General features: G+C 60.3%; 18 protein-coding genes. 17 read left to right on the top strand and 1 reads right to left on the bottom strand.

Annotated features, from left to right (window positions below; translation table 11 throughout):
• The first annotated feature begins 20 nt into the window (after window positions 1-20).
• Both aroC and ACESMZ_RS08320 read left to right on the top strand, forming a co-directional pair.
• On the top strand, window positions 21-1,115 hold the full coding sequence (aroC, locus tag ACESMZ_RS08325; RefSeq protein ID WP_372972476.1) for a chorismate synthase: 1,095 nt from the start codon (window positions 21-23) through the stop codon (window positions 1,113-1,115).
• 46 nt (window positions 1,116-1,161) lie between these two features.
• Window positions 1,162-2,328 (top strand): MFS transporter, encoded by a 1,167-nt coding sequence (locus ACESMZ_RS08320; protein ID WP_372972488.1) that lies wholly within the window; start codon window positions 1,162-1,164, stop codon window positions 2,326-2,328.
• Here the strand turns inward: ACESMZ_RS08320 and ACESMZ_RS08315 are convergent.
• On the bottom strand, window positions 2,321-3,187 hold the full coding sequence (locus tag ACESMZ_RS08315) for a LysR family transcriptional regulator (RefSeq protein WP_372956821.1): 867 nt from the start codon (window positions 3,185-3,187) through the stop codon (window positions 2,321-2,323). The two genes, ACESMZ_RS08320 and ACESMZ_RS08315, sit on opposite strands and share 8 nt — an antisense overlap.
• A gap of 283 nt (window positions 3,188-3,470) precedes the next feature.
• On the opposite strand from ACESMZ_RS08315, the gene leuC reads away from it, so the two are divergent.
• From leuC to ACESMZ_RS08240, 15 genes are all read left to right on the top strand, one after another.
• Window positions 3,471-4,889 carry a 3-isopropylmalate dehydratase large subunit gene (gene leuC, locus ACESMZ_RS08310; RefSeq protein ID WP_372956822.1) on the top strand — a complete coding sequence of 473 codons (1,419 nt, stop codon included), beginning with the start codon at window positions 3,471-3,473 and terminating at the stop codon, window positions 4,887-4,889.
• Between the two features lie 22 nt (window positions 4,890-4,911).
• Entirely contained in the window at window positions 4,912-5,559 is a 648-nt protein-coding gene (gene leuD / locus ACESMZ_RS08305; protein WP_372956823.1) for a 3-isopropylmalate dehydratase small subunit, read from the top strand.
• Window positions 5,560-5,587: 28 nt separating this feature from the next.
• Window positions 5,588-6,661: a 3-isopropylmalate dehydrogenase gene (leuB, locus tag ACESMZ_RS08300; protein ID WP_372956824.1), complete on the top strand. Its 1,074-nt coding sequence runs from the start codon at window positions 5,588-5,590 to the stop codon at window positions 6,659-6,661.
• Between the two features lie 123 nt (window positions 6,662-6,784).
• A complete protein-coding gene (asd, locus tag ACESMZ_RS08295) occupies window positions 6,785-7,900 on the top strand; it encodes an aspartate-semialdehyde dehydrogenase (protein ID WP_372956825.1) in 1,116 nt (371 codons plus the stop codon).
• A 339-nt stretch (window positions 7,901-8,239) separates the two neighbouring features.
• Window positions 8,240-11,365, top strand: coding sequence for a FimV/HubP family polar landmark protein (locus tag ACESMZ_RS08290; protein WP_372956826.1), 3,126 nt, complete (start codon window positions 8,240-8,242; stop codon window positions 11,363-11,365).
• A gap of 84 nt (window positions 11,366-11,449) precedes the next feature.
• Window positions 11,450-12,355, top strand: a complete 906-nt coding sequence (gene truA, locus ACESMZ_RS08285; protein ID WP_372972475.1) for a tRNA pseudouridine(38-40) synthase TruA — start codon at window positions 11,450-11,452, stop codon at window positions 12,353-12,355.
• A gap of 19 nt (window positions 12,356-12,374) precedes the next feature.
• The gene (locus ACESMZ_RS08280) at window positions 12,375-13,061 is read left to right on the top strand and encodes a phosphoribosylanthranilate isomerase (RefSeq protein ID WP_372972474.1); all 687 of its coding nucleotides are present in this window, start codon (window positions 12,375-12,377) and stop codon (window positions 13,059-13,061) included.
• On the top strand, window positions 13,054-14,262 hold the full coding sequence (trpB, locus tag ACESMZ_RS08275; RefSeq protein WP_372956879.1) for a tryptophan synthase subunit beta: 1,209 nt from the start codon (window positions 13,054-13,056) through the stop codon (window positions 14,260-14,262). The genes ACESMZ_RS08280 and trpB overlap by 8 nt, the downstream gene beginning before the upstream one ends.
• Window positions 14,263-14,305: 43 nt before the next feature.
• Window positions 14,306-15,118 carry a tryptophan synthase subunit alpha gene (gene trpA, locus ACESMZ_RS08270; protein WP_372972473.1) on the top strand — a complete coding sequence of 271 codons (813 nt, stop codon included), beginning with the start codon at window positions 14,306-14,308 and terminating at the stop codon, window positions 15,116-15,118.
• A 40-nt stretch (window positions 15,119-15,158) separates the two neighbouring features.
• The gene (gene accD / locus ACESMZ_RS08265) at window positions 15,159-16,094 is read left to right on the top strand and encodes an acetyl-CoA carboxylase, carboxyltransferase subunit beta (RefSeq protein ID WP_372956830.1); all 936 of its coding nucleotides are present in this window, start codon (window positions 15,159-15,161) and stop codon (window positions 16,092-16,094) included.
• The gene (gene folC, locus ACESMZ_RS08260; RefSeq protein WP_372972472.1) at window positions 16,081-17,364 is read left to right on the top strand and encodes a bifunctional tetrahydrofolate synthase/dihydrofolate synthase; all 1,284 of its coding nucleotides are present in this window, start codon (window positions 16,081-16,083) and stop codon (window positions 17,362-17,364) included. Before accD ends, folC begins: the two co-directional genes overlap by 14 nt.
• A 159-nt stretch (window positions 17,365-17,523) precedes the next feature.
• Window positions 17,524-18,258 carry an SPOR domain-containing protein gene (locus ACESMZ_RS08255; RefSeq protein WP_372956832.1) on the top strand — a complete coding sequence of 245 codons (735 nt, stop codon included), beginning with the start codon at window positions 17,524-17,526 and terminating at the stop codon, window positions 18,256-18,258.
• A 139-nt stretch (window positions 18,259-18,397) separates the two neighbouring features.
• A complete protein-coding gene (locus ACESMZ_RS08250) occupies window positions 18,398-18,955 on the top strand; it encodes a CvpA family protein (protein ID WP_372956833.1) in 558 nt (185 codons plus the stop codon).
• 40 nt (window positions 18,956-18,995) lie between these two features.
• Entirely contained in the window at window positions 18,996-20,519 is a 1,524-nt protein-coding gene (gene purF / locus ACESMZ_RS08245; protein WP_372956834.1) for an amidophosphoribosyltransferase, read from the top strand.
• A 13-nt stretch (window positions 20,520-20,532) separates the two neighbouring features.
• On the top strand, window positions 20,533-21,756 hold the full coding sequence (locus ACESMZ_RS08240; protein ID WP_372956835.1) for an O-succinylhomoserine sulfhydrylase: 1,224 nt from the start codon (window positions 20,533-20,535) through the stop codon (window positions 21,754-21,756).
• Window positions 21,757-21,808 lie beyond the last annotated feature (52 nt).

Here is a 21,808-nt window from a genome sequence, read left to right as displayed (position 1 = left end):
TAATTACAAGATACTGAATCATGTCTGGAAATACGTTTGGGAAACTGTTTACCGTCACCTCCTTCGGCGAGAGCCACGGGCTGGCACTGGGGTGCATTATCGATGGCTGTCCTCCGGGCCTGGAGCTTACTGAAGCTGATCTCCAGAAAGACCTGGACCGGCGCAAGCCCGGCACTTCCCGTCACACCACCCAGCGCCGGGAGGCGGACGAGGTACGAATCCTGTCCGGGGTATTCGAAGGAAAGACCACCGGTACGCCTATTGGCCTGCTGATCGAAAACACCGACCAGCGCTCCAGGGACTACTCAAAGATCGCCCAGCAGTTCCGCCCGGCCCATGCCGACTATACCTACATGCACAAGTACGGTGTAAGGGATTACCGCGGTGGTGGCCGATCCTCTGCCAGGGAAACCGCCATGCGCGTTGCGGCGGGTGCGGTAGCCCGGAAGTACCTCGAGCAACGACTGGGTATCCGTGTCCGTGGCTACCTCTCCCAGCTGGGCCCCATCAAGGCGGAAGCCTTCGACTGGGACCAGGTACACCAGAATCCATTCTTCTGCCCGGATGCCGCCAGGGTGCCGGAAATGGAAGCCTACATGGATGCCTTGCGCAAGGAGGGTAACTCCATTGGCGCTCGCATCAACGTAGTGGCCGACGGTGTGCCGCCAGGGTTGGGCGAGCCCATCTTCGACCGGCTGGACGCCGACCTGGCCCATGCCTTGATGAGCATTAACGCCGTCAAGGGTGTGGAAATCGGTGCAGGTTTCGAATCGGTTACCCAGAAGGGCACCGAACACCGCGACGAACTGACCCCTGAAGGGTTCCTGAGCAACCATGCCGGTGGCGTGCTGGGCGGCATCTCCTCCGGCCAGCCCATCGTTGCCAGTATTGCCCTCAAGCCTACCTCGAGTCTGCGCCTGCCGGGGCAGAGTATCGACGTAGACGGTAATCCGGTGGAGGTGATCACCACGGGCCGCCACGACCCCTGTGTTGGCATACGGGCAACACCCATCGCCGAGGCGATGATGGCCATTGTGCTGATGGATCACTACCTGCGTCATCGGGGTCAGAATGGCGATGTCGAGGTCACTACACCCAATATCGGACAGCGTTGACAGCGGGGGCGAAAGCCCCCGTAACGGGTTTTACCGGACGATCTGAATCTCAAGGAAAACCGTTATTTACTGGCGACTCTCAAACCTATACTTCTGGTTCTTCGCCCTGCTGGGCTCGCTGCTGCCTTACTGGTCCCTGTACCTGGAGGGCAGGGGCTTTTCCTACCTGCAGATCGCCACCCTGATGGCCACCATCCAGCTCACCAAGATCGTCGCCCCCAGTGTCTGGGGCTGGCTGGGTGACCGCACGGGGCTACGGGTCCGGCTTGTGCGTTTTGGCGCCGTTATCGGCTCGCTGTGTTTTGCCGGCGTGTTCCTGGAGCCGGATTTTTACGGTCTGCTGCTGGTGATGTTGCTGTTCACGTTCTTCTGGAACGCGATCCTGCCGCTCTATGAGGTGATTACGCTCAGGGTGCTGGGCGACCGGAAAGAACGCTATGGCCGTATCCGCCTGTGGGGATCCGTGGGGTTTATCGGTGGCGTCGCCATCATAGGCGGCGTGCTGGAACTGGTGCCGATTACCTCGCTGCCCTGGTTGCTGCTGCCGGTGTTTGCCGGTATCGCCATTTCGGCGTTCCTGGTCCCGTCAGAACGGGGCGAGAAAAAAACGCCGGCGCCCCGGGGCAGCCTCAAGGCCATCGTCAGCCACCCGGCCGTAGTGGCTTTTTTCGCCATGAACTTCCTGCTGCAGGTGTCCCACGGCGCCTACTATACGTTTTTCAGTATCCACCTGGAGCAGTTCGGCTACAGCAAGCTCAGCATTGGTTTGCTCTGGTCCCTGGGGGTTGTGGCCGAAATCGGCCTGTTCCTGGTCATGCACCGGATCACCCGGTACTTTTCCGTCCGGCAGATCGCCATAGGTGCACTGCTGCTCACCATGATCCGCTGGATTCTGATCGCGGAAGTCACCGATGTGGTGCTGGTGCTGATCTTTGCCCAACTGCTGCACGCCGCCTCCTACGGAGCGCTTCATGTGATCTCCGTACAGTACGTCCAGGGTTTCTTTGGCCAGCATCACCACGGCCAGGGCCAGGCACTATACAGCGGTCTGACGTTCGGGGCGGGCGGCGCCGTGGGCGCCTGGCTCTCGGGTTTCCTGGTGGAAGGCTTCAGCACGTCCATCGCTTTCTGGGGTGGCGCCATCGCCATGGTCTTCGCCATCGGCATCACCTGGCGCTGGCTGCGCCCCCCGCCGGAGAGCACCACTACCTGATCTCGCCGGCAATCTCCAGCAATGCCCGTGCCTGGGGGCTCAGCGTTCGCCCCCGCAGACCAACGGCGCCCAGAAAACGACTCACCCGATGGGGAACCGACAACACCTTCAGCGAGTCGTCCACCATGCTCACCGGCAACACACTCCACCCCAGACCCACCCCGGCCATCACCTTCAGCGTCTCCATATAGTTGGTTGGCATGGGCAGGCTCAGGGGCAGATCCTCCCCCAGGAACAACCGGCTAACCGACCGGTAAGTGGCGGTACCAGCCTCCGGCAGCAGGGCATCGTAACGGGAGAGTTCACCCAGGCCCGGCCTGTCCAGCGTCGCCAGCGGGTGATCCGGTGCCACCACGAACGCCATCCGGTCCTCCCAGCGCACATGAACCTCGAGAGACTGGTCCATACTCTCACTCAGCGTCACAAACGCCAGCTCCGCCGTCCGTTTTCGCATCTGGTCATAGGCCCCCTCCGAGTCCATAAACTGCAGCCCCAGGGACACCTCCGGATACTCACGACTCAACCGCTGCAACCAGGCCGGCAGGTGGTGTAACCCGATGTGGTGGCTGGCAATCAACGCCAGATGCCCCGACACCTCGCCAGCCCCGTCCTGCAACGCCAGCCGGGCATTATGCACCTCATCCAGGATCCGCCGGGCATGGGGCAGCAACCGGGCCCCGGCATCGGTAAGCCGGATTTTCCGGTGGCTTCGTTCCAGCAGCGGAGTCCCCAGCTGATTCTCCAGGGCCGCCAGACGTTTACTGATGGCTGGCTGTGTCAGGTGGAGGGTTTCGGCGGCCTCAGAGAACGATCCTTGATCCACAATGGTTACAAACGCTTTTAAGGCGCTGGAGTCCAAACTGTTTTTCCTTAGAGGCTTGCAGTTAGTACGCGGGACGGGGTGGGGGATGACTTTCCGGGACCGTCGAGCGCCATGGACGGCGCTCGTCGAGCCCTACATGGACGTACTTGCGGGGCGTGTCCTGGAAAGTCATACCGCATTCCGGCCCAGGCACCACTTTACCATTCCTGTTCGGAATACATAAGATAAAAAACATGAATTGCGGTTATTCGATACAGGGGAGTAAAATCCTGCCCAGATCAATCAAAACCAGACCCGAACAACCGAGAGAGACACCACCATGGCGGGCAAGACCTTATACGACAAATTATGGGACGACCACCTGATCAAACAGCGGGACGACGGCTCCGCCCTGATCTACATCGACCGGCAACTGCTCCACGAAGTCACCTCACCGCAGGCCTTCGAAGGACTGCGCCTGGCCGGTCGCAAACCCTGGCGCATCGACGCCAACATTGCCACCCCGGACCATAACGTCCCCACTACCGACCGCGAGCGGGGCGTGGAGGGCATCGTCGACCCGGTCTCCCGGATCCAGGTAGAAACCCTCGACAAGAACTGCGACGAGTTTGGAATCCTCGAGTTCAAGATCAAGGACCAGCGTCAGGGCATCGTCCATGTCATCGGGCCTGAGCAGGGTGCCACCCTGCCGGGCATGAGCATCGTCTGTGGCGACTCCCACACCTCCACCCATGGCGCGTTCGGCTGCCTGGCCCACGGTATCGGCACCTCCGAAGTGGAGCATGTGCTGGCCACCCAGTGCCTAGTTCAGCAGAAGATGAAAAACATGCTGGTCAAGGTCAATGGCAAGCTCGGCCCCGGCGTCACCGGCAAGGATGTGGTGCTGGCCATTATCGGCAGGATCGGCACCGCAGGCGGCACAGGATACGCCATCGAGTTTGGCGGCGAGGCCATCCATGATCTGAGCATGGAAGCCCGCATGACCATCTGCAACATGGCCATCGAGGCCGGTGCCCGAGTGGGAATGGTCAGCGTGGATGACACCACCATCGACTACGTCCGTGGCCGCCCCATGGCTCCGAAGGGTGAACAGTGGGACAGGGCAGTGGAATACTGGCGCACACTGCACAGCGATGCGGACGCCGTGTTCGACAAGGTGGTAGAACTGGAAGGCTCCGACATCCAGCCACAGGTAAGCTGGGGTACCAGTCCTGAAATGGTCACCGGCGTTGGCGGTGCGGTACCGGACCCGGACCGGGAAGAAGATCCCATCAAGCGCGAAGGTATCGTCCGGGCACTCAAGTACATGGGCCTGAAGCCTGATCAAAAGATCACCGACATCAAGCTGGATCGCGTGTTCATTGGCTCCTGTACCAACAGCCGCATCGAAGACCTGCGGGAAGCGGCCAAGGTGGTCAAGGGCCACAAGGTATCACCGACCCTCAAACAGGCGATGGTGGTGCCGGGTTCAGGGCTGGTGAAGGCCCAGGCAGAGAAAGAAGGTCTGGACAAGGTCTTTATCGAAGCCGGCCTGGAGTGGCGCGATCCGGGCTGCTCCATGTGCCTGGCCATGAACGCCGACAAGCTGGGGCAGGGGGAGCATTGCGCATCCACCTCCAACCGCAACTTCGAAGGACGTCAGGGTTTTGGTGGCCGTACACACCTGGTCAGTCCGGCGATGGCGGCGGCAGCGGCCATAAAGGGCCATTTCGTCGATGTCCGCGAAATGATGAACTGATTGATCCACAGGAGAGACAACCATGCGTGCATTTACGCAACACCAGGGCGTCGTCGCCCCCATGGACCGGTCCAATGTGGATACGGACATGATCATCCCCAAGCAATTCCTGAAGTCCATCAAGCGGACCGGCTTCGGCCCTAACCTGTTTGACGAGTTGCGCTACCTGGACGAGGGCAAGCCGGACCAGGACTGTTCCAACCGGCCCCTGAACCCGGATTTCGTACTCAACCAGGATCGCTACAGGAACGCCAGTGTGCTGCTGGCCCGCCGCAACTTCGGTTGCGGCTCAAGCCGCGAACATGCCCCCTGGGCCCTTGATGACTTCGGATTCCGGGTGATCATTGCTCCGAGCTTTGCGGATATTTTCTACAACAATTGCTTCAAGAATGGCCTGTTACCCATTGTTCTTGATGAAGAAGTGGTTGAGAGGCTTTTCCAGGAGACCTATGAGAACGAGGGTTACCAGCTGTCTGTAGACCTGGAAGCAAAAACCGTCACTACGCCCTCGGGCGAATCCTTCAGCTTTGATGTGGACGACTTCCGCCGCCACTGCCTGCTGAACGGGCTGGACGATATCGGTGTGACCCTTGAGGACGCAGACCTTATCCGCGACTACGAAAACAAGCGGCGCGAAACGGCCCCCTGGCTGTTCAACACGGCGAACTGATCATCCAAGCAGACAACGGAAAAATACTATGTCCAGAAGCGTACTGATGCTGCCCGGTGACGGGATTGGCCCGGAAATCGTGGCCGAGGCCGAAAAAGTCCTGAACAAGGTTAACGACCAATTCGATCTGGGACTGCAATTTGAAACCGGCCTGGTCGGTGGTGCTGCCATCGACGAAACCGGCGAACCACTGCCCAGCGACACCCTGGAGCGGGCAAAGAAGGCCGATGCCATCCTGCTGGGTGCCGTTGGCGGTCCCAAGTGGGACAAGCTGGAAATGGCAAAGCGCCCGGAAAAGGGGCTGCTGGGCCTGCGCTCCAATCTTGAGCTGTTTGCCAACCTGCGGCCGGCCATCCTGTACCCGCAGCTGGCGTCAGCATCCTCCCTCAAGCCCGAAGTGGTGTCCGGCCTGGACATCATGATTGTCCGTGAGCTGACCGGTGGCATCTATTTTGGCCAGCCCCGTGGCGTTCGCGAACTTGAGGGCGGCGAGCGGCAGGGCTTTAATACCTATGTTTACAGCGAATCCGAGATCCGTCGCATCGGCCGGGTTGCTTTCGAGGCGGCTCAGCAGCGCAACGGCAAGCTTTGCTCCGTGGACAAGGCCAATGTGCTGGAAGTCACAGTACTGTGGCGGGAAATCATGGATGAGCTGGCAAAGGACTACCCGGACGTGGAGCTGTCCCATATGTATGTGGATAACGCGGCCATGCAGCTGGTCCGCGCACCCAAGCAGTTCGACGTGATTGTGACCGGCAACATGTTTGGTGATATCCTTTCGGATGAAGCGGCCATGCTCACCGGCTCTATCGGCATGCTGCCGTCCGCCTCGCTGAATTCCGAAAAACAGGGCATGTATGAGCCCTGCCACGGGTCAGCGCCGGACATTGCCGGGCAGGGCATTGCCAACCCGCTGGCCACCGTCCTCAGTGGTGCAATGATGCTGCGCTACAGCCTGGGCGAAGAAAAGGCCGCCGAGGCCATCGAGGCGGCGGTCAGCAAGGTACTGGACCAGGGACTGCGCACGGCGGACATCATGTCCGGGGGTGCTAAACAGGTCTCCACCCGTGAAATGGGAGAGGCCGTGCTGGCGGCCCTGTAGGCTTCAGGTACCATTTTGTTTTATCGAAACCCGACGGCAGCACAACGCCGCTGCCGCGGGGTCATCCATCCTGTCCCTGCCAGCGATAACGGTAGCGGGCGGGCATAGAGTCAAAGGTCGCACATGAAGCGAGTTGGACTTGTAGGTTGGCGTGGCATGGTGGGCTCGGTCCTCATGCAGCGCATGCGTGAAGAAAACGACTTTGCTGACATCGATCCGGTGTTTTTCTCCACCTCCCAGACCGGTAAACCGGCCCCGGATGTTGGCAAGGATGGCGTCCCGCCACTCCAGGACGCCTTTGATATCGACACCCTGAAAACCCTGGATGTCATCGTTACCTGCCAGGGCGGCGACTACACCAATGCGGTCTATCAAAAACTCCGCGACGCAGGCTGGGATGGCTACTGGATTGATGCCGCCTCCACTCTGCGCATGGTGGATCATTCCGTTATTGTTCTCGATCCGGTCAACCGGAACGTGATCGATGCTGCGCTGGACAAGGGCGTCAAGGACTACATCGGCGGCAACTGTACTGTCAGCCTGATGATGCTGGCCCTGGGTGGTCTGCTGGAACAGGACCTGATCGAATGGGTGTCTCCCATGACCTATCAGGCGGCCTCCGGTTCCGGCGCCCAGAATATGCGTGAGCTTCTCAATCAGATGGGTGAACTCAACGGTGCGGTGAAGTCCGAACTGGAAGATCCGTCCTCGGCCATCCTGGAGATTGACCGCAAGGTGACCGAGACTATGCGTGCTGGCAGCTTTCCCACGGAGCATTTCCAGGTGCCGCTGGCAGGCAGCCTGATTCCGTTTATCGACAAGCAACTCGATAACGGCATGAGCAAGGAAGAGTGGAAAGCGGGCGTCGAGACCAACAAGATTCTGGGTCGCAGCGATAACCCGATTCCCATTGATGGCATCTGCGTACGGATCGGCGCCATGCGCTCCCACAGCCAGGCCCTGACCATCAAGCTGAAGAAGGACCTGCCGGTCTCTGAAATCGAGTCGATCCTGGCAAAGGCCAACGATTGGGTGAAGGTCATTCCCAACGAGAGAGAGGCCACCATCGATGAACTGACACCGGCGAAGGTGACCGGAACCCTCAGTATTCCCATCGGGCGCATCCGTAAACTGACCATCGGTCCGGAATACATCTCCGCGTTCACCGTCGGTGACCAGCTGCTCTGGGGCGCGGCAGAACCTCTGCGCCGGATGCTGCGAATCCTGCAGGAGCGTTAAAAATCTGTCGCGGGCCAGTGCGTGTAATGCCAACTGTGTACCGTTTCAGGTAACACGTCAGGGGCGGCGGCTGAAATCAGTCGCCGCCCCTGTTATTTTCTGAGATCTTCTCCTCGGCTGTCCAGTGATGGCCAAGGCAGTTCTAATCTTGATTTCACAACTGGTTCCGTGAAATACATCAGGAAGTGGTGCAAAGTTGATGCGTGATTGATTGATAAAGCTGGCATTATCAACAATACTTTCGAAACTCTAATTTAAATAAAACGAAAGTCATCCAACCTCGTCCGAATCTGTATTCAATATGCGGTAACGAATAACGGAGACTGGTAAGGAAAAAGCATGAAGGTACGCAAGCTTGCGGTTGCTCTGGCTCTGGCGGGAGGGCTTGGTTCCGGTGTCGCACAGGCACTGGGTCTCGGGGAAATTGAACTTCAGTCCTATCTCAACCAGCCATTGAATGCAGAGATCGACGTCAACAGGGCGGGAGGGGTCAGCCCGGACGATGTTATCGTTAATCTGGCCTCCGAACGCGATTATGAACGTGTCGGCCTTCGTCGCGACTTTTTCCTTACCCAGCTGGATTTCAATGTCACCACGGCGCCGAATGGCGAACTGGTGATATCGGTTACGTCCCGGGAGCCTGTTCGCGAACCCTATCTCAATTTCCTGGTGGAAGTGACCTGGCCCAGCGGCCGTGTGATGCGGGAATATTCCGTGCTGGTGGATCCGCCGGTTTACGCCGAGGATTCGGACGCTGCCCAGCCTGTTCAGCAAACCCGTACTCCCTCCGCCTCCGGCCAGCCTTCAACCGAGCCACGTGCCGAAACCCGGTCAGCCACGGCGGAGCAACCTACAGGGACAACATCGTCTGGCCCACGCACCCTGGACCCGGTTCAGGCATCTGACACCCTTTGGGAAATTGCCCGCTCGGTGCGCCCGGACAACAGCGTGTCCATGCAGCAGGTCATGCTGGCGATTCAGGACCTGAATCCCGACGCGTTCATCAATGGTAATATCAACCGGCTCAAGCGCGGCGCCGTGCTCCGGGTGCCGGATATGGACGATATCCGCACTAGGACACAGGCCGAGGCCAACCGGGAAGTGAACGCGCAAAACCAGGCGATTGCCCAGCCGGAACCCTCGGTGGACGCTACCAGTGATGATGTGGCCGCGAGCGGCAGCGCTGCCGGCGTCGACCAGCAGAGCACTGACGAACTTCGGCTGGTAGTCCCCGAAGATAGCGAAGAGGCCAGTGCTGAAGGGTCTGCGGGCGGTGACGGCTCTCAGGGCGGCAGTGCTGATGCCGGCTCGGCCGTAGCACTTGAGGAACTGGATCGGGCCCGTCGTGAAAACGAAGAACTCAACAGCCGACTTCAGGACCTGCAGGATCAGGTGGAAACCCTCGAGCGGCTGATTGAACTGAAAGATAGCCAACTGGCCGAGATACAGGACTCGGCCGGTCAGCCCGACGACGGCGCAGGCGGGACTGGTGACGCGACGCTGGCAGATGGTCAGTCCGATGCCGAAACCGGCGAAGATGGCAACGACCAGGCCGGTGACCAGGCATCGGATATGGCCGATGCTACTGATGAGGCCGGTAATGAAGCCGAAGCGGTCGCTGATGGAGGCGATGCTGCGGCCATTGATCAGTCCGGAGAGCCCGGCGCTGATGCCGATTCCAGTGCCCCGGAAGCTCAAGCCGACGGGCAGGATCTGGCGGCAGAACCGGCTGAAGATGAAGGCGCAGGCGAAAGCACCGAAGAGTCTGTACCTGCAGACGATCCGGTTGTGGCCAGCGGTGAGCAGCCAGAGCAGCAACCGGCCGCAACCGGTACTGATGATCGCGCCGAGTCGGAAAAAGGTTTCCTGGCGACGGCCATTGACCTGATTGCCGGTAACTTCATGTACCAGATCGCCCTTGGCGGTTTCCTGGTGCTTCTGCTGTTACTGGTGTTGCTGATCTCCCGCCGCCGGGCAAGCAAGGACGACGAGTTCTACCAGCAGCTTGACGACGAAGCCGATGATGACGGCTTCGAACTCACCCTGGGTGAGCAGGACGCCGCTGACTCGGTCAACGCCATGGAGGAAGCCGACCGCTATATCTCATACGGTCAGCATGACTCCGCTGCCGAGGTGCTCGAAAACGCGATTTCGCGGGAGCCAAGTCGTTCCGACCTGCGCCTGAAGCTGCTGGCTGTCTATGCCGATACCGGTAACCGTGCTGCCTTCGACAAGCAGTATGCCGAGCTTGAGGCCATGGAACATGAGGATGCTCAGCCGGAGGCCGAGGCGCTGCGCGCACGGCTCGAAGAGGTTGAGTCGACTCCGAGCATCGATGAGCTGGAATCCCAGTTGCGGGGTCGGGATGTTGCCGGCGGCGCTGCCGCGGGTGCCGGTCTTGCCGGAGCGGCTGCGCCCGGTTCTGCAGCGGCTACTTCGGAAGATCAGGAGTCCAGTGAGCTGATGTCAGCCTTTGAAGAGCTGGACCTGCCAGAAGAAGAGAGCGACGCCGTCGACGAACAGCAGGACGATGGCGATATCGAATACGACTTCACCGGTTTTGATACCACTGGCACTGCGGAAGCGCAGCCCTCTGAGGAGGAAGCTACTGCCGGTGAGCCTGAGGAGGCAGATGACTTCTCGGGCATCGATTTCGAATTGCCGGAAGATAGCGACGATGCTGACTCGCCCGAGACTCCGGAAGAAGAGCCGCTGGATCTGGAGGATGAGTTCAGCTCCCTCGAACTCGACGACGCCGGTATCGACAGCGAGCCCCAGGGCGAGGACGTCGAAGGAGCCGCGGATGTCACAGAAGAAGACGATCTGGATTTCGCTGACTTCGACCTCGAAGACACGGCGGGCGAGCCAGAGCCAGTGGACGATTCGATCAACCCGCAAGAGGAAGCCGAGCTTGACGAGTCCTTCCTTGATGAGCTGGATGCCGAGCTGGACAAGGTGGCCTCGGAAGACGACACCAGTGACAGCCTGGACAACCTTGAGCTTGATGTCTCTGATGAAGACCTGGCATTAATGGATCAGGTGTCTGATAGCGAGCCTGAAGATGAGAGTCAGCTGGATCTCGGCGACCTGGACCTGGACGACGGGGATTTGACCGGTGACGATGAGGAAGGTCTGGCGGACAATGACCTGTCCGACCTGGAGATTCCCGAGCTGGACGATCTGGACAGTGAGCTGGATGGCGAGCCGGCAGTTCCGGATACTGAATCCGGGAAGCCTGCTGGTGCTGCAGGCATCGATGAAATCGACGAGGCCTCCCTTGGCGAGGATGACGACTTCGACTTCCTGTCCGGAACAGACGAAGTGGCCACTAAGCTGGACCTGGCCCGCGCCTACGTCGATATGGGCGATAGCGAGGGTGCCCGGGAAATTCTGGAGGAGGTCATTCTGGAAGGCACCGAGGACCAGATAGGAGATGCACAGGCGTTACTCAAAAAGCTGCCCTGATGGGTTATAATCCTTCCCTTGCTTCGAACGCCGGCTGATGCCGGCGTTCTTGTGTCACAGACCCCATGATTTTCAGGTAGTCGCTTGTTTCAGACCTCCATACCGTTAACCACCGATAACGCCATTGGCGAGGGCAGGGTCGCCCTTGTGCTGGAGTATGACGGGGCCGCCTACCATGGCTGGCAGCTGCAGAAGAGTGGCGTGCCATCCGTGGAGGCTGAGCTGGCCCGTGCTGTCAGCAGGGTGGCGAACGAACCCGTGGACCTGGTCTGTGCCGGGCGTACTGATGCGGGCGTTCATGGCAGCTATCAGGTGGTCCACTTTGACACCCGGGCGGTGAGGGATCGCCGCTCGTGGGTGATGGGCATCAATACGGCTCTGCCATCGTCCATTGCGGTTCACTGGGCCGGAAATGCACCGGAACCCTTCCATGCCCGTTTTTCTGCCGTGTACCGCCGCTATCGTTATGTTATCTTCAACGGTCCGGTGCGCCCCGCGTTGCTGGCGCCCCAGGTCAGCTGGACGTTTCGTCCGCTCGACAGTGGGGCGATGCAGAAAGCTGCCCGCAATCTGGAAGGCGAGCACGACTTCAGTGCCTTTCGGGCGGCGGGTTGTCAGTCCCGGTCGCCCTGGCGGTTTGTGGAGTTTGTCCGGGTCAGCCGTCACGGTGATTATGTTGTTATCGATGTCCAGGCCAATGCGTTCCTGCACCATATGGTGCGGAATTTTGCCGGGGCCCTGATGGCAGTGGGGCAGGGTAAATATCCGCCGGAATGGGTGGCCGGGGTTCTCGCCGGCCGGGATCGTCGCAGGGCGGGACCTACTGCCCCGTCTGCCGGTCTGTACCTGGTGGATGTCGGCTATCCGGAAGCGTTCGGCATTCCCGGTGCCAGTTGCGGGCCATCCTTCGTCCGGCCCTGGTTTGACGACGCTGACAATGCGCCGGTGCCGCCAAGCTGGGTTCATCGCAAGCCGGCAATCAGTACCTGACACTCACCGGAGGACCAACGTGCAACCTGGCCGTACACGCACCAAGATTTGTGGTATCACCCGACCCGAAGATGCTGTGGCGGCAGCAGCGGCAGGGGCGGATGCGGTCGGACTGGTTTTCTATGAGCCCAGCCCGCGGTGCGTTTCTCTGGAACAGGCCCGTGCTATTGCGGATGCCGTTCCGGCCTTCGTCACCCTGACCGGGTTGTTTGTGAACCCGGACCGGATGCTGGTAGAGCAGGTTTTGTCCAGGGTGCCCCTGGATCTGTTGCAGTTCCATGGTGACGAATCCCCTGAGTTCTGTGGCCAGTTTCATCGCCGCTGGATCAAGGCCATCCGGGTCCGGGCGCGGGATGATGTCGAACAGGGTTTCGAATGCTGGCACCGGGCATCGGGTTTGCTGGTGGATGCGTATGACCCTCAGCGTTACGGCGGAACCGGTCAGAGTTTTGACTGGTCGGTCATACCGGAACAGCGCCCCATGCCTTTGATTCTTGCGGGTGGGCTGGATGCCAACAATGTTGCTGAAGCCATCCGTCAGGTGCGCCCCTGGGGGGTGGACGTCAGCGGCGGTGTGGAAGCGTCCGACAATCCGGGCGGAGCGTCCTCTGGCGACACAGGAAAAGCAACGAAGAAGGGAATCAAGGACGCCGCCAAAATTACCGAGTTTCTGAGCGAGGTTAATCGTGTCAATCAAGCTGACTGAAGAAATGCTGAGCCATCTGCCGGACGCCAGGGGGCACTTTGGCGCCTATGGCGGCCGCTTCGTATCCGAGACCCTGATGGATTCCCTGATGACCCTTGAGCGTGAATACCTGCGCCTGAAGGAGGATCCGGAGTTCCAGGCCGCCTTTGACAAGGACCTGGCCCATTACGTGGGTCGTCCCAGCCCGCTGTACCTGGCCGAGCGTCTGACCCGGGAAACCGGTGGCGCCCAGATCTGGCTCAAGCGGGAGGATCTCAACCACACCGGTGCCCACAAGGTGAACAACACCATTGGCCAGGCACTGCTCGCTGCATTCCTCGGCAAGAAACGCATCATCGCTGAAACCGGCGCTGGTCAGCACGGGGTGGCGACGGCCACCGTGTGTGCCCGTCTCGGGCTTGAATGTCACGTGTTCATGGGGGCGGAGGATGTGCGCCGCCAGTCCCTCAACGTGTACCGGATGAAGCTGTTGGGCGCCCAGGTCCATGCCGTCGAGAGTGGCACCCGTACCCTCAAGGACGCCATGAACGATGCCATGCGGGACTGGGTGGCCAATGTAGACGACACCTTCTACATCATTGGAACCGTTGCCGGCCCCCATCCGTATCCGCTGCTGGTGCGGGATTTCCAGGCGGTGATCGGCCGCGAGACCCGGGTCCAGGCCCTGGATCAGGCGGGTAAACTGCCGGATGCCCTGGTCGCCTGTGTGGGCGGAGGGTCCAACGCCATCGGCATGTTCTATCCGTTCCTGACTGACGAGTCGGTGCAGCTGTATGGTGTAGAGGCCGGCGGCCTGGGTATTGAGACCGGGCAACATGCGGCACCGCTGGCCGCCGGGCGCCCTGGTGTACTCCATGGTAACCGTACCTACCTGATGGAAGATGAAAATGGCCAGATTGCCGGTACACACTCCGTCTCCGCCGGACTTGATTATCCGGGCGTTGGGCCTGAGCACAGCTGGCTGAAGGATATTGGCCGGGCAAACTATGTGTCGGTCACTGACCAGGAAGCCCTTGATGCCTTCCGGCGGCTGACCCGGGTCGAAGGTATCATGCCGGCCCTGGAAACCGCCCACGCGGTGGCCTATGCCATCAAGCTGGCTGCAACCATGGACAAGGATCAGATGGTGGTCATTAACGTGTCTGGTCGGGGTGACAAGGATATCCATACCATTGCTGAACTGGATGGTATCGAGGTCTGAGCAGCATGCCGGATAACCGGATTCAATTGATACAGGAGCAGGCATGAGTCGCATTGCAGGGGTGCTTGAAAACCTCAGGAAACAGGGCCGCAAGGCATTGATTCCGTATATCACCGCCGGTGATCCCCACCCGGATCAGACCGTGGAGCTGATGCACACACTGGCGACGGCTGGTGCCGATATTATCGAGCTGGGAGTACCGTTCTCCGATCCCATGGCAGACGGGCCGGTGATTCAGCTGGCCTGTGAGCGTGCGCTGAAACATGGCACCTCGCTGCGTCAGGTTATCGGCATGGTTAAAGCCTTCCGGGAGCAGGACCAGAGCACGCCGGTGGTACTGATGGGGTATCTCAACCCGATGGAGGCCATGGGCTACGAGGCGTTTGCGGATGCCGCTGCCGATGCGGGCGTGGACGGCATCCTGACCGTGGACCTGCCGCCGGAAGAGGCGGAGGACGTTGCCCCCCTGTTCACCCGTCGCCGGATGGACCCGGTTTTCCTGCTGTCGCCCACCACCAGCGACGACCGGATACGTGCGATCAGTGAACACTCTTCCGGGTATGTGTACTATGTTTCAGTCAAAGGGGTGACCGGTTCCGCGTCGATTGATGTGGAAGAGGTTGGTCGCAAGGTGGCCAACGTGCACCGGATCACCGCGCTGCCGGTGGGTGTCGGTTTCGGTATTCGTGACGCTGAAACCGCGGCAGCGGTCGGTAAGGTATCCGATGGTGTAATAGTCGGCTCTGTGCTGGTGGATACAATAGCCCACCATCAGGCAGATCCCTCCGCCCTCAGGCAGGCCCTGACGGATCTGTTGCACCCGATGCGCGAAGCGCTGGACGGGCTGGCCTCCTGAGGCCGCCGGTTCAGTCGGCATGGAATGACAGGATGACAACATGAGTAACTGGCTAGACAAGATCATGCCGAGCAAGATTCGCTCGGAATCCAAGCAGCGGACCGGTGTGCCGGAAGGACTGTGGAAGAAATGCCCCAAGTGCGGCGCCTTTCTCTACAAGCCTGAACTGGACAAGAACCTGGATGTCTGCCCCAAGTGTAACCATCACCTGCGGGTAACCGCCCGCCGCCGCCTGGAGATCTTCCTGGACGAGGATGGGCGCGAGGAAGTGGCCGCCGACCTGGAGCCCTGGGATCGTCTCAAGTTCAAGGACACCCGCCGTTACAAGGAACGCCTGGCCCAGAATCAGAAGGCCACCGGCGAAAAAGACGCCCTGGTTGTCATGAAAGGTCGTACCCTGGGTATCCCTCTGGTGGCTTGCGCCTTCGAGTTCAACTTTCTGGGCGGCTCCATGGGGCAGGTCGTGGGCGAGAAGTTTGTGCAGGCCGCCAATATCTGCCTCGAAGAGCGTATCCCGCTGGTCTGCTTTTCAGCCTCCGGTGGCGCCCGCATGCAGGAAGCCATACTGTCGCTGATGCAGATGTCCAAGACTGCTGCGGTCCTGGAGCGGATGAAGCAGGAGGGTATTCCCTATATTTCCGTGATGACCGATCCGGTGTTTGGTGGGGTCTCCGCCAGTCTCGCCATGCTGGGAGACCTCAATATTGCCGAGCCCTATGCACTGATCGGCTTTGCCGGCCCCCGGGTTATCGAACAGACCGTGCGAGAGAAACTGCCGGAAGGCTTCCAGCGCAGTGAATTTCTGCTGGAGCATGGTGCAATCGACATAATTCTTCACCGGCACAAGATGCGGGAGCGCATTGCCTCCCTGCTGGCCAAATTCACCGGCCAGGAGCAACCGGCCAGCGAGGCACCCATCGAGTTCGAGGTGAGTGAACGCCCCGACAGCCCTGATACGGCCGATGCCCGCGAGTGATGGAGTCCTGGCTCCGGAGCCAGGCGCTTCTCTCGGTCAATGGCTGACCTACCTGGAGTCCATCCATCCTGTGGAGATGGAGCTGGGACTTGACCGGGTACTGATCGTTTTGCGGCGGCTGATGCCCGGTCGTCCGCAGGCCCGCGTGATCACCGTGGGCGGCACCAACGGCAAGGGCAGTACGGTCGCTGCCCTTGAGGCCCTGCTGCTCGCTTCCGGTGCAACGGTGGGCAGCTATACCTCTCCCCATTTGTTCGTTTACAACGAGCGGGTACGCATTAATGGGCATAATGCCTCCGACGAAGCCCTTGTCCGCGCCTTTGAGCAGGTAGAGGCGGCCCGGCGGGATGTGTCCCTGACCTATTTCGAGTTTGGTACCCTTGCTGCGTTTCTGGTGATGGCAGAAGCCGGTGTCGATAATATGGTGCTGGAGGTCGGTCTTGGCGGTCGCCTTGATGCGGTCAACGTGCTGGATGCGGATCTTGCCATTATCACCTCTGTCGACCTGGATCATACCGCCTGGCTGGGCGATGACCGCGACGCCATCGGGTTCGAGAAAGCCGGCATACTGAGGCCCGGGCAGACCGCTGTTTATGCAGACCTGGATCCGCCTCCGTCGGTGTTGCAGCAGGCCAGCGCCCAGCGGGTGCAGCTGCTGCGCCCCGGAAAGGGGTACGTGATCAGCCGGGAAGGCGACCGGGTTATGGTGCAAACCGACTCCGGGCACCAGTTACCGCTTCCGGCGGACCGCCTGCCGGTCAACAGCCTTGCCGCCGCAGCGGTGGCAGCGAACGAGCTGGAGCTGGCGCTGTCGGACCCGCAGATCGGAGAAGTGCTCGCCGCCGTCTCGTTGCCAGGCAGGTTCGAGCAGGTTGCCCGGCGTCCTGATGTCTTCCTGGATGTGGGGCACAATCCCCACGCCGCCCACTGGTTGTCCCGGCGGCTCAGGACTCTGCGGGATACCGGCCGTTACAGCCGCGTGTTCGCCGTTTATGGCGGGCTGTCCGACAAAGATTCAGCCGGCGTGGCGCGGGCGCTGGCCCCGACAGTGGACCAGTGGTTCATTGGTGGCCTGGAGGTGACACGGGGGTTGTCGGCAGAGGCGCTTCTCGAGCGGGTTCAGACGGTGATTCCGAAAGACAGGCTGACAACCTGTGCAACCGTTTCCGGGGCCATTGAAAGGGCCCTGGACAGCGCAGGAGACGACGGGCTGGTGCTGATCTTTGGCTCCTTTTACACGGTCGCTGAAGGACGGCGCTTTTTCTCCTAGCCCCGGATCACGGCCGGAAACGCCTTACAAATTGGTCATAGACCCGCTGCCACTTTGAGTTGGGGTTTTACGGCGGTTATATTCACAGGTGTTGGCGCCTCTGCAAGGGGCAGTCATGTTCCGGCAAATGCCAGGCCTGCAACAGGGAGCCGAAGTAAGGTGAGCGGATTGAAGCAGCGGATCATAGGTGCATTGGTGCTGATTTCACTGGCGGTGATTTTCGTGCCGATGATGTTTGACGAGCCCCATGACGAGCGTGCGGTGCGTTCCCTGGACATTCCGGAAGAACCTCCGTTCCCGGAAGTTACCGCCCCCGATGACAGGGAACGGCTGGACGGTGTACCGGATTACCGCGTCGAGGAAGTGGAGCCGCCCACGCCCGATGTTGTCGAAGATCCCGCCATGGGACAGGAGCCTCCGGTAGCCAGTGAGGATCCGGCAGTACCCGCAGAAGACGAAGTGCCGCTGGTGGGTGAGGAAGAGTCTGCTAGTGCCTCGGCCTCTGATGAACAGCAGAGCCAGCAGCAAGCCAGAACCCCTGAAGAGACAGGCACCGATAGGGAGAGCACCGAGTCGGAAGAAACGGTTGCCGGCAGTGCAGAGACCGCCTCGGGTTCAGCTTCCGATGAGAGCGCGGACTTTGAGCGTACCCTGGAGGGAGCCTGGGTACTGCAGTTGGGGAGCTTTGGCAGTGAAGAGAATGCCCGCCGACTTCGCGACGGTGTCCGGGAGCGGGGCTATGGCGCCCATCTGCAGGAAGTCACCCGTGGCGACCAGCGACTGATCCGTGTCTTTTCAGGCCCTTTCGCCGAAAAAGCCGAAGCAGAGAAAGCCAAGACGGTCCTTGATGAGGCATTTGGTGTTCAGGCCCTGGTAACGAAAGGCAAGGGCTAAGCGCAATCCACCATCCCGGCCCCGGACCGGAATTCGGGCCAGCCCCGGCTGATCCAGGGGCCCTGCGGTGGGCCAGGTGGTTTGGGTTACCGGTGATTCCTGATAGAATTCGCGGTTCCTGTTCATCACCGGGTAATTCATGAACGCGCTGATCTGGATCGACTGGGTCATTATCGCCCTGCTGACAATTTCCACCCTGATCAGCCTGAAGAGGGGCTTCGTCAGGGAAGCCCTGTCGCTTATTACCTGGGTGGCTGCATTCATTGTCGCCCGTACTTTTCACCCCCAGATGCAGTCCCTCCTTGCCGGTACGGTGGAGACACCGCTGGTTCGCCTGATTGCTGCCTTTGCCATCCTGTTTGTGGCGACCCTGATCGTCGGGGCCATCATCAATAACCTGATTGGCCATCTGGTCCGGGTAACCGGGCTCAGCGCTACCGACCGGGTGCTGGGCATGGTGTTCGGGCTTTTGCGAGGACTGGTTGTGGTGGTGGTCGCCATCGCCTTTACCCGTTATACCCCGCTGGCCGAAGACACCTGGTGGCGAACGTCCGTAATGATTGAGCGGATGAGTGTGGTGGAAGACTGGTCCCGGCGCACCTTCGGGGACGAGTTTGAGCGCTTCCTGGGACCGCCGCCATCGGGCGACGTGGTCCGGGAGCAGGTGTCCGGGGCCGTAAAGTCCCAGGCGCTTTGAGTAACACCGTTGTTTCAATGTTCTGGAGAACGCAACACCCATGTGTGGAATTGTAGGAATTGTCAGTACGCAGTATGTCAACCAGGCGTTGTATGACGCCCTGACGGTACTCCAGCACCGGGGCCAGGATGCGGCCGGTATCGTAACCTTCCAGGATGACCGTTTTTATCTGCGTAAGGACAATGGCCTGGTGCGTGATGTGTTCCGCACTTCCCACATGCGCCGGCTGGTGGGTAACGTGGGCATCGGCCATGTGCGGTATCCCACCGCAGGCAGCTCCAGCTCCGCCGAAGCCCAGCCGTTCTACGTCAACAGCCCCTACGGCATTACGCTGGCCCATAACGGCAACCTGACCAATGCCGACGAGCTCGCCCGTGACCTGTTCCGCACCGACCTGCGTCATATCAACACCAATTCCGATTCGGAAGTGTTGCTGAACGTCTTTGCCCATGAACTGCAGAAACTGGGCAAGCTCAACCCCACCAGGGAAGAGATCTTTGCCGCAGTGCGGGCGGTTCACAAGCGTTGCCGGGGCGCCTATGCGGTCATCGCCATGATCACCGGTTATGGCATTGTCGGTTTCCGCGACCCCAACGGCATCCGCCCGGCCTGCTACGGCGTGCGGGAAACCGACGAGGGCAAGGACTACATGATTGCCTCCGAGAGCGTAGCCCTGAGTGCCGCCGGCTACAAGCTGGTGAGGGATATTGCGCCGGGCGAGGCGGTCTATATCGAGACCGACGGAACGTTGTATACCCAGCAGTGCGCGGAAGCCCCCAGTCTTAACCCCTGTATCTTCGAGCATGTCTATTTTGCCCGTCCGGACTCCATCATGGACCAGGTGTCCGTGTACAAGGCGAGGCTGCGTATGGGGGAAACCCTGGCCGACAAGGTGCTGCGGGAGAGGCCGGACCATGACATTGATGTTGTCGTACCCATCCCGGATACCAGTCGTACCTCAGCGCTTCAAATGGCCCACCGGCTTGGCGTCAAGTTCCGTGAAGGCTTCATCAAGAACCGTTATATCGGCCGTACCTTCATCATGCCCGGCCAGAAGATGCGCAAGAAGTCTGTGCGCCAGAAGCTCAACCCTATCGACCTGGAGTTTCGCGGCAAGAACGTGATGCTGGTGGATGACTCCATTGTGCGGGGCACCACCTGCCATGAGATTATCCAGATGGCCCGGGACGCCGGTGCACGCAAGGTGTACTTTGCTTCCGCCGCCCCCCCGGTGCGCTTCCCCAACGTGTACGGTATTGATATGCCGTCGCCCCAGGAGCTGATCGCCCATGACCGCACGGTGGAAGAGATCCAGACCCTGATCGGCGCTGACTGGCTGGTGTATCAGGACCTCGATGACCTGATTTCCTGTGTCGATGATGTGAACCCGGACATTGAGGGCTGGGAATGTTCGGTTTTCAATGGCAGGTACATTACCGGCGACGTTGACGAGGCTTACCTGGCCCGGCTGGATGCCCTGCGCCGGGATGAAGCCCGGGAAGCCGAGCAGGCCGGGTTGCCCACAGATAACGGTATCATTGATCTGCATAACGACGAAGACTGAGGCCAGGAGCACCATGACGCAACGCCGCGAAGAGCACATCATGATTCCGGAAGCGGACCTGGAAGGGGTCTCCGTGGACACCCTCGCGGTACGGGCCGGCCAGCATCGTACCGGAGAGCTGGAGCACAGCGACGCAATCTTTCCCACGTCCAGCTTCGTCTATGGCAGCGCCGCCCAGGCGGCGGCAAGGTTCGGCGGTGATGAGCCGGGCAATATCTATTCCCGTTTCACCAACCCCACCGTGCGGGCCTTTGAAGAACGCATTGCCGCCATGGAAGGGGGTGAGCGCGCCGTTGCCACTGCCTCCGGCATGGCAGCCATCCTGGCAACCTGCCTGTCGCTGTTGCAGAGTGGCGACCATGTGGTGTGCTCACGGGGCGTATTCGGTACCACCAACGTACTGTTCCAGAAATACCTGGCCCGCTTCGGGGTCAGCACCAGTTTTGTCAGTCTGACCGATATGGACGGCTGGCGGGAGGCGGTAAACGAGCGTACACGGATGCTCTTTATCGAAACGCCGTCGAATCCCCTTTGTGAAGTCGCCGACCTGTCGGCGCTGGCGAACCTTGCCCACAGCAACGGCGCCCTGTTCGTGGTGGACAACTGTTTCTGCACCCCGGTTCTCCAGCGCCCGCTGGAGTTTGGCGCGGATATCATCATTCACTCCGCCACCAAGTACCTGGACGGACAGGGCCGGTGCGTCGGAGGCGTGGTGGTGGGTAACCATAAGCTGATGGAAGAGGTCTACGGATTCCTGCGTTCAGCCGGCCCGACCATGAGCCCTTTCAACGCCTGGGTATTCCATAAGGGACTGGAAACCTTACCAATCCGTATGCGTGCACACTGTGAGAATGCGTTACAGTTGGCCCGCTGGCTGGAGCAGCAGCCGGGGGTGGAGAAGGTCTATTACGCGGGCCTGGAAACCCACCCGCAGCATCAGCTGGCCAGTCGCCAGCAGGATGGCTATGGCGGTGTGTTGTCGTTCACTGTCAGGGGTGGTCAGCCCGAAGCCTGGGCCTTTATTGATGCTACCCGGATGGTGTCCATAACCGCCAACCTGGGGGATGTGAAAACCACCATCACCCACCCCGGCACCACCACCCACGGGCGGCTGTCACCGGAAGACAAGGCACTGGCGGGAATCACCGATAACCTGATCCGCCTGTCAGTAGGCATTGAAGCCCTGGACGACCTGAAGAACGACATGAAGCGGGGGCTGCAGGCCCTCGGTACTTGATGCCGGCGGTATTGATGCTTTCGCCATTTCATCAGCAGAGGATTGTGTCCCG

This window comes from Marinobacter sp., assembly GCF_041690615.1.
GTDB lineage: Bacteria > Pseudomonadota > Gammaproteobacteria > Pseudomonadales > Oleiphilaceae > Marinobacter.
This window is presented reverse-complemented; position numbering and strand designations above follow the sequence as displayed.